Source organism: Paenibacillus phytorum (assembly GCF_013141715.1).
GTDB lineage: Bacteria > Bacillota > Bacilli > Paenibacillales > NBRC-103111 > Paenibacillus_E > Paenibacillus_E phytorum.
The window spans coordinates 101,594-115,870 of the sequence record NZ_WHOA01000147.1; the positions used below are offsets into that span (position 1 = coordinate 101,594).

The following is a 14,277-nucleotide window of genomic DNA, read 5'->3' on the forward strand; positions in this document are numbered from 1 at the left end:
GAGAAACTCACTAGATTAGTGAGGTGACGATCGCCTGTTGTATAAAAACCACGAATCTGCTTAGCAAATTCGTGGTTTTTATACAACAGGGCTCTGATACATTTTTTAACTAAATCTTATAAATGATGACTCTTAAAAGAGAATTCTAATCTGTAATAAAAATTGTGAGGTCTAACTGTGAAAATTACAAACAAGCTTTTTAATGTTTTTGATAGAGTCTCTTTTACATATTCAACAAAATCAACAGACGCTGATGAAACAAAAGCAACGTATCAAGAGAACTGGAATGAGTGGAAAAAATTAATTGAAAGTGTTGTTGGAAATTTCCAACAACAGAAACTAGTATTAGATGGTACAGAATCATGGCAAAACAGCGGGCATTTGTCAAATCGTTTTTGGTCACGTCTAAAATTTAATAATCAATTGAATTCTGCATCATGCATAGCTTTAATGATCGATAGAAATAGATTGAGAGTATATTTAGAGTGGCATGACAAAATTGCTGACTCTTCCACTAATAATTTGACAGCTCACAATGATTGGGTAAATCATTTGGATGAATGGATTCATCATTCAAATATCCCCGTTGAACGATATAGTGTATGGACATCTAACCAAAGTATTCAAGATGAATACATTAACCTAGAAAGTTACATTAATAACGAGAACATAGAAAAAACTATTGAAAACGAGTTGAAGAATAGCAGAAAAGCATGGGTGCGTGTAGGTGTTCTTTATGATAAGACGGAGGCCGTTGAATGGAATAATGCAGAAGCAGTTTTATCAAAATGTGTAGAGCAGCTTCTATGGCTCTACAAAAACTCTGTAAAGGATTATATTCCAACCAGTGATAACAGTGACACAAAGTTATTTCTAAATGAAAATACAACTTATAGTGGAATTTCAACTGAAGATAATACTATTACAATTAATGACAATGAAGTGTCCGTATTACTTAATAATATTAAAGTCTTCATCAAACAAAAAGGGTTCATGTACCCCAACCATTGGATCGAGAACTTCTTCCTATCCCTAAAAGCAAAGCCCTTCGTCATTCTGGCGGGTGTCTCCGGCACTGGCAAAACCAAGCTCGTGAAGCTATTCGCTGAGGCCGTAGGAGCAACGGCGAGTAATGGCCAATTCTCATTAGTTCCAGTCCGACCGGATTGGAGCGATCCTTCTGATCTGTTGGGTTACAAGGATTTGTCGGGTGTTTTTCGACCTGGGAAGTTAACGGAGGTGTTGGTTGAGGCTTCAAAGCCGAGCAACCAACATAAGCCCTATTTTATCTGCTTGGATGAGATGAATTTGGCTAGGGTTGAGCATTATTTCAGTGATTTACTGAGTGTGCTTGAGACGCAAGAGTGGGATAACCATCGGATTGTAACAACGCCGCTCATACATAGAGACTCCCTGCAAAATGAGTCAGATAAGCAAGTGTACGGCAACCTACATCTGCCAGACAATGTTTACATTGTTGGAACGGTGAATATGGATGAGACGACGCATCCTTTTAGCAAAAAGGTATTAGACCGCGCCAACACAATCGAGTTTAATTACATTGATCTTGCTCAATATCCAACGGTTGAAGGAACACCGGCTAGTGAAGGTGCTGCGGTTCCTCCTAATTCATTATTGCGAAGCGAATATTTGCAATTGGTTGATGTTTATCATGACTATAAGCAGTTAACGGAAGAGACGACTGAGTTATTGGTGAAGATCAATGGGATTTTGGAGCAGATTCATTCGCACGTAGGGTTTCGGATCCGGGATGCGGTCTGTTTTTACATGATTTATAATGATCGGTTTGCTTTACTCAGTAAGGAAGCGGCATTCGATATGCAATTGTTGCAGAAGATTTTGCCCCGTATCCAAGGGAGTAATTCGTCTGTGAAAAAAGCTTTGCTTCAATTAATGCAGGTGGCTCAGGATCGTAGCTTACCTATTACGGAATATATGGAGGATGCCTCTAAACTGTATCTCTCCCCGGAGACGTTAGCAGTGTCCAAATATCCACAAAGTGCAAGGAAAATCGCCTTCATGCTACGGAGGTTAGAAGAAGATGGCTTTACCTCATACTGGCTCTCTTAATCAAAGCACGGAATTGCTGCGAATCGAGACGAATCTGTTCAATCTCTATATTCAGGGCAAGCCGTTCCATCCCACGGTTGAAACTTTGAATCTCCATCGTAATGTGGATGAGGAGTGGGTGGATGCCCATTTTCACGCTGCGCCGCTGGTGGATTCGTTAGTCATAGATTCTATTTCTGTTTTCTCTCATGAACACAGGGCGATGACAAGTTGGAGTTCGGGTGATTTGTGTACGCCGACTTTTTATGAAACTCAGGCCTATGAACTGGTCATTGAAAAGAAGGCGGATATTGCCTTAACCTTTCACCACGACAATATCCATGTGAGACAGGCGATTAAGCCGCTGGGGAAGATGATTTTATCAGGGATTCTTAATTTTCAAAATGAAGTGGGACTCTCTGAACTTGAGCTTCGATTGAATGGTGAGGCTATTTTTCGTCTCCAGTTAGAGATTTTTCCATCGAAAATAGATTATAAGAATGACTATCAGATGATCCTTAACGATGTTAATGAACAGATTTATAATCTTTCCTTCGATTTTCTGCGGAAAACGTACAATCTCACAGGGTTAAAAGAAACGAATCATCAGAGTTTGACGGAGTATTTTACGATTTTGCAGCATGTATTTACGCAGCTTGTGCAGGCTGTTGAGAGGATCAAGCTATCACCACACTCTAAGCTTCAAAGCGAGAATCGCCTGATAGACGCTGCACGTGTGAAAAGAGCTGGAAAAGAGAACATTGCCTTCCTAGCCAAACGCCCACATCTATTAGCCAAGGATCCGATGAACGGGGTCATTGAGATAGGAGGCCAGCGATATACACCGACTCATTTGCTTGAGACTAAACGCCATGTTCATTATGATACGGCTGAGAATCGCTTCGTAAAATGGGTGCTTGTACGCATTGGGCAGAAGCTTAAGGATGTTAAAACGCGTTTAGCTCAAAAAAGTCGTGTGGAAGATCCTAATCTTACGAATAAGCTTAATCTTATGCAGAGTCAGGTGCAGCGGCTGTTACAGCATGATTTTTTGGATGTTGGCGAGATGAGGCAGCTGTCTATTTCTCTAGTTTTGCAAATGGCATCAGGTTACCGAGAGGTATACCGTTATTATTTAATGCTGTTAAAAGGTTTGTCGATTCAGAATGATCTTTTCCGATTATCGATGAAAGATTTGGCTCAGCTCTATGAATACTGGTGTTTCTTGAAGATTCACCATCTTTTAAGCAAAAAGTATGAGCTGCTCAAACAAGATATTATCAAAATCAATCGGAGTGGGCTGTTCGTCACACTGGATAAGTCCCAGCAGGCGAAGATGGTGTATAAGAACCCGTTGAACGGGGAGATTTTTACGCTGTTTTATAATTCGTTGCCTAAAGATGATCGGCATAGTCCGACGCTGTCCCAGCGGCCAGATAATGTCCTGACTTTGAAAAAGAACGACGCCGCGGCGGAGTATAAATACATTTTCGATGCCAAATATCGCATTAATCCTGCTTATGAGGGAACGCCATACTTCGAGAGGTACCGGATGCCGGGGCCGGAAGAGGATGATATTAATACGATGCATCGCTATCGGGATGCGATTGTGTATTCGGAGGGGCAGGGGAAAGAGTACGAGCGGAGCATGTTTGGTGCTTATGTGTTGTTTCCCTATCATGACGAGGAGCGGTTCCAGCAGCATAAGTTTTATAGAAGTGTGGAGCTCATTAATATTGGGGCTTTTCCATTTTTGCCGAATTCGACGAGCTTGATGGAGAAGTTCCTGGACGAGATTATCATGGATAGTCCGGAGAAAGCCTATGAGCGGACGACGAGGCCGCGAGGGACGAAGGAGTATTACGGGAATAAGCTATCCGGGAAGAATGTGCTAGTGGGGGCTTTGAGTAAGAAGCCGCAATTGGAGGCTGCGTTGGAGCATGGATTTTATCATACTCCTCTTCGGAATATTACGGATCATAAGGTGTTGACTAGATTAGAATTCGTCGCGTTATATCAGTCGATTCGTTTGTTTGGTGCGGATGATGCGGGCATCTCGTGGTATGGAAGAGTGAAAGATTGGAAGGTTGTTCCACGCTCTGCGATAACGGCCATTCCCTCTAGTAGAGGTGCAACGGATGAGCTTTATGTTGTGTTTGAGGTGGACGAGTGGGTGAAAAGAGAAAGAGTGATAATTCCCGCGGGGCATGGGATTTATCGGATTTTGTATACGACGGATTACATGCTTAATAGGGCGAAGGAAGTTTCTGAACTGCGTTTGGAAACGGAAGAGGAATTGCGGGATTGGCGTGAGAAAAGGCGTGTGGGTAAGGTGAAGGTGACGCTGGATCGGGAGCATTTGGATTTGGGGAGTAGTGTTTTGGGGATTGGGTTGGAGGACTAAGGTTGAAAACACTAATGCGTTTATTGCCATTGTGTAATATGATATCATAATCATATATTCAAATTGGTGGTGATTATTATGGATGAAGTACGAACTACAGAAGACTTAATGGAACAGTTATCAAACATGAACAGAGAGAATTCTGTGCGTCAGGTCTTTATTCCTGGAAAAGGGAAATTCACAATTGTTCTACAAGAGGAAGATCCTAATTCCATTGCCACGGATGTTGAATTAAATCCTTACCTAAAACAAATGATGAATGAGAGTATGGAAGCATATAAAGTAGGGCGAACAAAGTCCACTTCTGAATTACTAAAATCCTTATCTCCAAAGGATTTTAGTAAATGAAATCCAATCAGGTGATTTGGCCTGAACCCATTGTCGAGAAACTGCGTTCTTTTCGCAGCGAGCATTTTACACCTGAAGAAACGTACGACTATATTGTACAATGCATACTTGAGGCTGAGGATCTTCTTTTGAACCCAGTTCTTGGCCGTACGTATGTTGAGGAATTTGGAGAGTTTAAAGATCACTCAAGATTAATCTGTAGGAAGTTTAGAATTTATTACAGAATGATCCGGAATGATATCGTGGTAATTGCTTTAATGTTTCCGGATGAAAGCTAATATGAATAATGCGTAAGCCTACTCGAGTATAATCTATGACTCTAGTAGGCTTTTTTAAATTGAGTATAAGGAAGGTGCTAGTCAATGGAAGATTCATTCACTATTAAATCTATTTTTTTTGAAATGGAAAACGGTTATGGATTTGCGCGAAAAAATCAGAAAACGATAAACTTATAAAAAAAGCACCTTTGCAGGTGCCAATCTTGAGGTGTTACCTTGTTTGAACAGCAAGCCCACTAAAAGAAATGGGACCAACAACATCGGCTCTTGTATTTGCAGTTTGGTTTTCTGCGGTCACTGTATAAATATGATTGCCTGATCGTACATTTTTATCGATCGCCTGGAATGTAATAGCATAGTTTTGTTCCGAACCAACCGATTCAATACCTGTTTTTGTATTGAAAATTTCCCTCCCATCACGGAAGATTCTAAAGAGAATTTGGGCGATCCCAGTGATCCCCCGAACACCGATAGTAGCTACTAATTCAACTCGATTAGGTTGAGCATTCGCAGGAATTCTTAGTTGTATTGTTGCTAGACTTACTCTTTTTGGTGATCTAGGGATCATAAAAGATCTGGATAAGTTAAATCTACTTAGCGGCTGAACGGCATTTTTATCGAGAATACGAACCAAAATATCATCTCCTTTTGTTTGATTCTCCAAGATATGTTGGAAAGAAGGAGAGTGATTGGACGATTTATCTAATTTGACTTTAATAGTGATAAATTTGTAGTGTTGTATAAATCATATATAAAACGGAGAATTCAATTGGACAACAATAGGGTTATTGTTATATCGTCACTTTCACCATTAAATAAACTATGGATGTTAAGGGATCAGATAGTTTTGAAGTTAAATGACAATATATTGGAGTTCTCAGGTCTGGCTTAAAACTGAGTATAAATCGCTATGGCAATATCATAGATTGTCTCTGGTATAGAACTGAAGGGAACGCCATACTTCGAGAGGTACCGGATGCCGGGGCCGGAAGAGGATGATATTAATACGATGCACCGCTATCGGGATGCGGCTTATCATGACAAAAAAAAGAACCATAGAATGAAAAGATTTCAACCGTCAAACCTCTCCGACTATGCGGGAGGCCACTGAAGAACTTGTAGTTTTTCGGAGTAGTTAGGGAGTAACGAATAAAAAGACGACCTTTATCCCCACTTTTTGGGGGTGAGAGTCGTCTTTTCATTATCTAAGCAAGCCAGGGATAAATAATCGCTTATATGATCCAGGCTGTTGCGAAGCAGATGGCTAAAGGGAAGGCTTTTATAGATCAAAGTTAAGTGTAATGGCAGCGTCGTAATACTTTCACCATGTTCGTACCATCCAAATTGTGGGATGATAACACCAAGAAACTTATTTCTCATCCATCGCTTCAGGCTATTGCCGTCCTTCCTTCTACAACTTCCCTGATAACTAGGGCGGCTGCTCTCCTGAAGAGATACCCAATCAGGCTATTGCATCTCTTCCTTCTAACTCAATTGGATGAAATAGAGATGCAAGTTTCCTGATTTTATTAAAAAACCTAAGAGGAGGCGGTATGCCGCAATGAGAAATACCATTTATCTAAAAAGGAATAGAAAGATCATTGTACATCCTGGTCATAACCGTCTTCCTCTAACATACATGGCAACAGCAATGAAAAACATAGAGTACTTAGGATTTACTTTTACCAAAGAGCTTATGGAAGTTCTTCATACGATGTCAGTTGATGAGTTCCTAGGGCTGTATCATCAGCTTGTGAAGGACTTGAAGTCGCTTATAGGGGCGAATGTTATCTTCAAACCGATGTATCCTGATTTTCCCCAGCAAGTGATGATGGCAAGCGAAGCAGAGTTATATGTGAATGCGATCTATCACTATGTAACTCTGGGGCTGCCTGAGCATGTTGCGCTTGAGAGATTTCCCCTCCTAGATCAGGTTGATTTGAATATTATCGATTTAGGGAATTTGGAAGATTTCGATCAAATGATGCGTAATATCATTGGGGCGAAAAGTTCGATCTCCGAACCAGACAGGGAAGATATGGAATGGGTGATCGCAACGTATGATGAGTTGAGTACCGTGCTGCCAGATGAGATCCCTATGAAAGAAAATGTGGGGTTTGTCGTAGGAGCGCTCCTCAAATACGAAAAGGCCAACATCAAGCTCATCACAGCATACATGAAAACGGCAACGGATGTACTGCGGTTAGCTGTCGCCCTGTCGGATGGGGATGTAAGCCTTGCAACCAACACGAAGTTCCGGAAGTTCAAGCGTGCTGAGCGGCGGTTGCTTCTGGAGCTGCTTGAGCAATGCGGGAATCGGATTGAGGATATGCTGCGCTATAAGAATCGCTGGATTCGTCTGGGAGAAATTCTACACCCTGCGGAATATAAACATAAATATGACGGCTGTAAGGAAGCTTTTGATATCCTCCGCAATAATAAACCCTATGAAACATTCGGTGGCAAAGTCGAAAATGCGCTCCGTCATAAAGATACCAGTCTGGCTGTGGACATATTGAAAGACCGTGCAGGAGAGTTCGCTAGACGGCTGGATCATTTGCTAAGAATAGATGAAGATTTCTCCCCAGTTGTTGAAAAGTTCGCTGAAATTGCTGCGCAGGTTTCGACGCCAGTGTTGCTGCAAGTGATGGCACATTTCAGCCATAGGGATGAAAGGCAGGAATTACGGACGTTCTTCCCAAAAGGGAATGTAGCGAAAGCAGTAGCGATTCCCAATACGCTTCCTGATATTGAAGTCGAAGCCTGTGAAGCAATCGTGCAAACGTGCAAAAATACGCTAATGCATAAATTCGCCGGACTACCTTCGCTAGGGGGTGTTTATGTCGATGAGAGATTGAGGCAGTATGTCATGCCTTTCTCCCAAAGATCTGCGAGTAAGGCGCTTCGCACCATCGTTCGTGGCAGCCGGCTTGAGATGCCGAAAGGAGATACAATCCGCTTTTTCTTATGGTGGAAAGAGGGGACAGTTAACGGAAAACATACAGGAAGAGTCGATATTGACCTCTCTGCTATGATGTATGATGAGCATTGGCAGTATGTCGAACATATCTCCTACACGAATCTGCGTTCAGATAAATATAAAGCCGCTCACAGCGGGGATATCACATCGGCACCCTTTGGTGCTTGCGAGTTTATAGATTTGGATATTCCTTCTGTTGTTAAATATGGTGGACGCTATGTTGTCGCCTCATTGAATTCGTTTACGGAGCAGTCTTACTGTGATCTACCTGAATGTTTTGCGGGTTGGATGATGAGGAAGCATCCTAATTCTGGGGAGATTTTTGAACCTTCGACAGTGGTGGATCGCATCGATATTGCTGCAGACACGAGAATTGCGATTCCAGTCATTTTGGATTTGGTGGAACGGAAGATCATTTGGTGCGACTTAGCGCTGCAAAAACATCCTAACTACTACAACAATGTAGAAGGAAATCAAAAAGGTATGGTCCTAATGGGGAAAGCGATGACCTCGTTAACAAAGCCTACCCTGTACGATTTATTCATGCTGCATGCTGCGGCCAGAGGTCGAATCGTGGAAGATGTGGATAGCGCGCAGACGGTGTTTGCGGTGAATGAGGGGATTACTCCTTTTGATATCAGCAGGATTATGGCTGAGTTTATTGCTTAAGGAAAAGATGAAATTCGTACAGTTATTAAATCCAAGCATAGTGAACAGAGTAAATTCAATATGGCTAACTGTATATATCAATCATCTCTCATCGGCTCATCTGGTATTTGCACGCGCGGATTCAACTAGTCATTAATGCTGGTTTCTCTGTGTGAGCTATATTTACCCGGTCATGGACTTTTGAGTCCATGGCCTTTTTTTATACTTTGATATCCAAGGGGAAGATAACGATGGCTATTGTCCAAGTAAGATCGACCAACCCGAAGCTTTCTTTTATCATCAAAAAGAATCCGGAATCCGGCCTCATGATCCGATCGAAATTCAAGGGACTATCCGTACAGCTTAATATGGCTGAGGGATAGATCAGGGTTATGATATTCGAGAAATTGGATTAAACTAGTACCATTATCGCCCTCAGGAAAGGAGATAGCAGCAATGAATAAGGATGATTTCGGAAATCGAATGAAGAATTACGAGAATACGTTCCGGCACAGTTTACCGCGGCGTCTGCCTGTAATCCTGAGAATTGACGGGTGCCACTTTCACACCTTTACACGGGGGATGGCCAAACCATTTGATGAGCTGTTAACCAAAGCGTTATGGGAGACCTGTAAATATCTCGCTCAAAATATGATGGGTTGCAAATTGGTTTACCACCAAAGTGACGAGATTTCGATCCTGCTCACGAATTATGATAAATTGACCACTCAATCGTGGTTCGATAATAACATACAAAAAATGGTGTCTGTATCTTCATCAATGGCCACGGCTAAGTTCAATGAGGAGATTAGAAAGTATTATCCCGATAAGGAACTGGCGACATTTGACAGCAGAGCATGGGTATTACCGCATGATGAGGTCACGAACTACTTTCTCTGGCGCCAGCAGGATGCGACGAAGAACAGTATTTCTATGGTTTCACAGGTCCACTTCCCGCAAAAAGTACTACAAGGTCTTGATGGAAAACAGCTTCAGGATAAGCTATTCGTTGAAAAGGGAATAAACTGGAATGATCTTCCTGTATGGCAAAAACGAGGGGTTTGCATCACAAAACAGTCCTATTTTAAAGGAGAAGCACAAAGAAATAAGTGGGATGTTGATATGGATACTCCGATTTTTTCGCAAAATAGAGAGTATATTAATCAATACGTCTATCTGAATAGGAATGAGTAATTATGGAGTGTGTGATCTTTGTCGGTATTCAAGCCTCAGGCAAATCAACCTTCTTTAAGGAGCGATTTTTCAATTCCCACATCAGAATCAACATGGATATGCTTAAAACCAGGCACAGGGAAAACATATATTTAGCCGCATCCTTCCAAGCCAAGCAGCCTTTTGTTGTGGACAACACGAATCCAACGATTGAGGATAGGAGTAAGTATATATCACTCGCCAAAGAACACAAGTTCCGAGTAGTGGGTTATTACTTTGAACCTGATTTTGCTGAGTCTGTAAAAAGAAATGAAGTGCGTTCAGGGAGTGAAAAGGTACCGGAGGTTGGAATTAAGAGTATAATTAAAAGATTACAGATACCTGATTTGAGTGAAGGATTTGATACGTTATATCGAGTAAGGACGGAAGATGGGAAGTTTTATGTTGAGGATTTTTATTAAGGAAACAAAGGGTTAACTCAAGAAGCTTTTCGGTGGTACAAGTGAGTTGAGTTATGAACAAAGTGATAGAAGGCTTGCAAAATGGAGCCATTGGATTTAGAGAGCACCTGTTGTTAAAACAGGTGTTTTTACTTTTAAAAGCTTTACTTTTAACTTTTTGAAGCCGTAAGTAATCTGACTCTTCATGACAGTAATGTGTTGTATGATACGGACTAAGTTGCGATAATTGGGTTATACCTAGAAATGATAAATGGGACTGCCAAATTAAATCCTTTCAGAAAAGAGAGCCAAACGCGATGATCAAAATAATCAGGTCGAAAGTAGAAGCCGAGCTTCAGGCATTCGTCGGGACTGACGCTTATATCCACAGCGAAGCGACGTCATTTGTCTTCGTTCGCAATTTCAAGGTCAAGGTTACCCATGTCTTTATAGCGGGGGAAGGCCCTTTTCGTGCCGCTCTACGATTCGATGGGCATGGCTGGCTGCGAATGGAGGCGCTCACACATTATGAGGTAGATGGGAATGGTCGTCTTTTGCTGGCCGGCTATGATGACAGAGGTCGGATGAATGTTGCTCTGCACTTGGGAAAGGAGCCGTTTCCAGAATGAACAATATCGATAAAGCCAAAAAGCTGCTCGCGGTGTTTGCCCATCCTGACGACGAGTCGTTTATTTGTGGAGGTACTCTCGCCAAATATGCCAGTGAGGGGGTGGACATTACGCTGGTGAGCGCCACGCGGGGTGAAATGGGACGACGTATGGGCAATCCACCCTATCTTAACCGGGAATCGATGGCGGCTGCCCGTGAAATGGAACTACGGCAGGCCTGCGAGAGCCTGGGCATCCGACAGCTCCTATTTTTGGATATCCGCGATAAAACAGTTGAGTTTTCCGATGAGGATAGCTTGACAGCACGGATTGCGGCCCTCATTAATGAAGTGGATCCCGATGTCGTGCTTACGTTTCACGAAACGCTGGGTGGACACCCAGATCATTGCGCAATTGGAAAAGCGACGACGAACGCTTTTGGGCGAACAGGACATAGGGGTGCTTTATATTTCATTACGTTCGGTGACGCAATGGAGCGTCCGGAGCGGTACGGGTATTCCCGAAAGGATGTCATTAAAATCGACGTACATGTTCATCTGGAAGCAAAGCTCGCCGCGTTTCGGGCCCACCGCTGCCAGACCGAAATCGACGAATGGGTATGGCTGCCCACCCAAGAGGCGCTGGTGAGATTAGGCAGATATGAATACTTTTTGAAGGCGGATAGGGAGGCTCCGACGCGGGTTCTCGATGATTTGTTTTAGCGTCTCTCTCGGATCACAAGGGTGTCTCGGCTAAAGCGGCTTTAGCCAAGGTATGAAGTACTGTATTATCCATTGGCGGATTATGCAGGCCTGCACGAACATCCCGGTAATACCGTTCCAAAGGCCGATTGCGGGATAAACTCGCGGCACCGACAATTCTCATCGCCAAGTCCACGATTTTGATGGCGTTGTTGGTGGCAACATACTTGGCCAAGCCGAGCTCTGGTTTCAACGCGGGTCGGTCTTCCTTCTCACGATCCCAGCGATCCGCCACCGCATAAAGGAGCGAGCGTGCGGTTCGTAATTCGATTTCCATCTCTCCGATCGACTGCTGGACGGAAGGGAGTGCGGCGATCGGTTCGTTCATATGGTTGGGTCGATAGGAGAGGGCAAATTCAAGGGCGTAATCACGTGCCGCCAAGGCAATGCCCATGTAACATGCCGGAATATGCAGAAGCCAGCCGCCCCCGTCATCCATGCCATTTCCGGAGAGCCTCATGTCTTTGTCCACAAAAACGCCATCCAGCACCACATCGTGGCTTCCGGTCGCGCGCATCCCGAGTGTATCCCAGGTTTCCACCAAGGTCACCCGGTCCGTCCGGTGAATCAGGAAGTCGGCCGTACAGTCTTCATCCGGGATATACGCCGATACCACAAAACGATCGAGGATCGGTGAAAGCGTACTAAACGTTTTGCGTCCCGTAATCCGCCATCCGTCGTCCGTAGGGACCGCTGTCGTTTCGGGCTTTCCGCCCCGGCTGGGACTCCCGGATGCTGCTTCGCTAGCAAAGGTGTTGATCATCGTCCCGTCGCTCACGACGGAACGGCACAAATCGGCAAATATAGCCTCCGGCCATTTCCGGGTTGTCCCGAGATGAAGGATCTGACCGACATGCCAGCCAACGGCCAATGCGGTCGATCCGTCTCCGTAAGCTAGCCTCTCCTGCAGCATGACGAGGGCATAAAGCGAGAGTCCATTCCCGCCGAATTCTTGAGGGACGGTTATCTTTAAGTACCCGGCCTCGCGCAGGTCTGCGAAATTCTCAAATGGAAACGATCCCTCTTGGTCATGCCGCGTGGCCCTCCCCACAAAAAGGCTAGCCAACTCATCTGCTTTTCTGGCCCAAGCCCGCTCTTCCTCGCTGCGAATATATTGATCAATGACTCGATTCATCTATTACACACTCCTTTTCTTACTTATTATATCAGCTGTCGTATAGCGAGTTATAACAGTCTCTATCAAACTCGCTTTTTGACCGAGTAAAAGATTAATAGGGTTGTGGACTGATTGGGGACGCGAAATGTTGCGTCCCCAATATTTATTGTGAAGAAACTTTAATTTATTTCGAGTAGAATGTTTAAGGTTCGCATGGAAAAATGAACAGGGGTTCGATCCATGCTTTTGTTACATTACGAGCTCTTCGAAGTAATCCTTATCGACCCAATCCTTTTTCAAACGTAAAGAACCCACTGTTCAGGCGAAACAAAGTGAACTTTAATGTCACACAGTGATTATTGCGACAAAAAAGTGACAGTCTCGGAAAAAGTACGACAATATTCGAGGGAAATGATAGAAATATGGGGAAATTTACTTTCTTCCACTTTGCATAAAAGCTAGAATCTGATAGGATATAAAGAAAGACGATAGTTTTAGTAAGAATTAAAAGGAGGCACCTTTTCCATGGAAAAAATGATGCTTGATTCTATAGATGAAATGACGCATCTGGATCAACTTGAGGCTGAAGCGATTTATATTATACGAGAAGTAGCGGCGGAATGTGAAAATCCCGTGATGCTGTATTCGATCGGGAAGGATAGTTCCGTGATGCTGCATTTGGCGCTGAAAGCATTTTATCCGGAGAAGCCGCCGTTTCCTTTCATGCATATTGATACGACGTGGAAGTTTAAAGAAATGATTGAATTCCGCGATCGCAAAGCCAAAGAATTCGGAATTAAGATGATTGTTCACTCCAATCAGGAGGGGATTGATCAAGGGATCAACCCGTTCGATCATGGTTCCGCGTATACGGATATTATGAAAACCCAAGCCTTGAAAGAAGGATTGGACAAATACGGTTTTACAGCTGCGTTCGGCGGCGGAAGACGTGACGAGGAGAAGTCGCGTGCGAAGGAGCGGATATTCTCTTTCCGTAATAAAAACCATGCCTGGGATCCGAAAAACCAACGACCAGAAATGTGGAAGCTTTTTAATACAAGAATCAATAAGGGCGAAAGCACCCGCGTATTCCCAATATCCAACTGGACGGAAAAAGACATCTGGCAATACATTCGCAGAGAGAACATTGATATTGTGCCACTCTATTTTGCAAAAGAAAGACCTGTACTCGAACGCGACGGACATCTCATCATGGTTGACGATGATCGCATGAAACTCGAAGCTCATGAGAAAATTGAAATGAAGAAGATGCGGTTTCGTACATTAGGCTGCTATCCCCTTACTGGCGGAGCCGAGTCGGAGGCGGATACGATAGATGCCATTATTGAAGAAACGCTTGGTGCGGTCTCATCCGAACGGACAACACGGGTAATTGACCAAGAAGCGGCGGGAAGTATGGAAAGACGTAAACGGGAGGGTTATTTCTAAA

Annotated in this window: 15 protein-coding genes; 12 read left to right on the forward strand and 3 right to left on the reverse strand. The window is 43.5% G+C overall.

Annotation, left to right across the window (positions count from 1 at the left end; translation table 11 throughout):
- The first annotated feature begins 177 nt into the window (after positions 1-177).
- The 4 genes from GC098_RS41265 to GC098_RS22160 all read left to right on the forward strand — a co-directional run bounded on the left by GC098_RS41265 (position 178) and on the right by GC098_RS22160 (position 5,100).
- Positions 178-2,091 carry an HI_0552 family protein gene (locus tag GC098_RS41265; RefSeq protein ID WP_171645389.1) on the forward strand — a complete coding sequence of 638 codons (1,914 nt, stop codon included), beginning with the start codon at positions 178-180 and terminating at the stop codon, positions 2,089-2,091.
- Positions 2,063-4,474 (forward strand): restriction endonuclease-like protein, encoded by a 2,412-nt coding sequence (locus GC098_RS22150; protein WP_171645390.1) that lies wholly within the window; start codon positions 2,063-2,065, stop codon positions 4,472-4,474. The genes GC098_RS41265 and GC098_RS22150 overlap by 29 nt, the downstream gene beginning before the upstream one ends.
- A gap of 78 nt (positions 4,475-4,552) precedes the next feature.
- Entirely contained in the window at positions 4,553-4,822 is a 270-nt protein-coding gene (locus GC098_RS22155) for a hypothetical protein (RefSeq protein ID WP_047676411.1), read from the forward strand.
- A complete protein-coding gene (locus GC098_RS22160) occupies positions 4,819-5,100 on the forward strand; it encodes a hypothetical protein (protein ID WP_171645391.1) in 282 nt (93 codons plus the stop codon). Before GC098_RS22155 ends, GC098_RS22160 begins: the two co-directional genes overlap by 4 nt.
- 211 nt (positions 5,101-5,311) lie before the next feature.
- On the opposite strand, the gene GC098_RS22165 is transcribed toward GC098_RS22160, so the two are convergent.
- Positions 5,312-5,734, reverse strand: a complete 423-nt coding sequence (locus tag GC098_RS22165) for an exosporium protein C (RefSeq protein ID WP_171645437.1) — start codon at positions 5,732-5,734, stop codon at positions 5,312-5,314.
- A gap of 342 nt (positions 5,735-6,076) precedes the next feature.
- Between GC098_RS22165 and GC098_RS41670 the strand changes: the two genes are divergently transcribed.
- Positions 6,077-6,211, forward strand: a complete 135-nt coding sequence (locus GC098_RS41670; RefSeq protein ID WP_171645392.1) for a nuclease domain-containing protein — start codon at positions 6,077-6,079, stop codon at positions 6,209-6,211.
- A gap of 53 nt (positions 6,212-6,264) precedes the next feature.
- On the opposite strand, the gene GC098_RS22175 is transcribed toward GC098_RS41670, so the two are convergent.
- Entirely contained in the window at positions 6,265-6,480 is a 216-nt protein-coding gene (locus GC098_RS22175) for a hypothetical protein (RefSeq protein WP_171645393.1), read from the reverse strand.
- Positions 6,481-6,661: 181 nt separating this feature from the next.
- Between GC098_RS22175 and GC098_RS22180 the strand changes: the two genes are divergently transcribed.
- The 6 genes from GC098_RS22180 (at position 6,662) to GC098_RS22200 (ending at position 11,671) form a co-directional block, all read left to right on the forward strand.
- Complete coding sequence (locus GC098_RS22180; RefSeq protein ID WP_171645394.1) at positions 6,662-8,749, forward strand: TerD family protein; 2,088 nt, start codon at positions 6,662-6,664, stop codon at positions 8,747-8,749.
- 230 nt (positions 8,750-8,979) lie between these two features.
- Positions 8,980-9,111, forward strand: coding sequence for a hypothetical protein (locus GC098_RS40890; protein ID WP_281367112.1), 132 nt, complete (start codon positions 8,980-8,982; stop codon positions 9,109-9,111).
- Positions 9,112-9,184: 73 nt separating this feature from the next.
- Positions 9,185-9,922: a tRNA(His) guanylyltransferase Thg1 family protein gene (locus GC098_RS22185; RefSeq protein WP_171645395.1), complete on the forward strand. Its 738-nt coding sequence runs from the start codon at positions 9,185-9,187 to the stop codon at positions 9,920-9,922.
- A gap of 2 nt (positions 9,923-9,924) precedes the next feature.
- Positions 9,925-10,362 carry an ATP-binding protein gene (locus tag GC098_RS22190; RefSeq protein ID WP_171645396.1) on the forward strand — a complete coding sequence of 146 codons (438 nt, stop codon included), beginning with the start codon at positions 9,925-9,927 and terminating at the stop codon, positions 10,360-10,362.
- A gap of 296 nt (positions 10,363-10,658) precedes the next feature.
- Positions 10,659-10,970, forward strand: a complete 312-nt coding sequence (locus GC098_RS22195) for a DUF1806 family protein (RefSeq protein WP_056830839.1) — start codon at positions 10,659-10,661, stop codon at positions 10,968-10,970.
- Positions 10,967-11,671 carry a PIG-L family deacetylase gene (locus tag GC098_RS22200; RefSeq protein WP_171645397.1) on the forward strand — a complete coding sequence of 235 codons (705 nt, stop codon included), beginning with the start codon at positions 10,967-10,969 and terminating at the stop codon, positions 11,669-11,671. Before GC098_RS22195 ends, GC098_RS22200 begins: the two co-directional genes overlap by 4 nt.
- A gap of 13 nt (positions 11,672-11,684) precedes the next feature.
- Here GC098_RS22200 and GC098_RS22205 read toward each other — a convergent pair whose 3' ends face one another.
- Positions 11,685-12,845 (reverse strand): acyl-CoA dehydrogenase family protein, encoded by a 1,161-nt coding sequence (locus GC098_RS22205; protein WP_171645398.1) that lies wholly within the window; start codon positions 12,843-12,845, stop codon positions 11,685-11,687.
- 507 nt (positions 12,846-13,352) lie between these two features.
- Here GC098_RS22205 and cysD point away from each other — a divergent pair.
- Positions 13,353-14,276 carry a sulfate adenylyltransferase subunit CysD gene (gene cysD, locus GC098_RS22210; protein ID WP_246358815.1) on the forward strand — a complete coding sequence of 308 codons (924 nt, stop codon included), beginning with the start codon at positions 13,353-13,355 and terminating at the stop codon, positions 14,274-14,276.
- Position 14,277 lies beyond the last annotated feature (1 nt).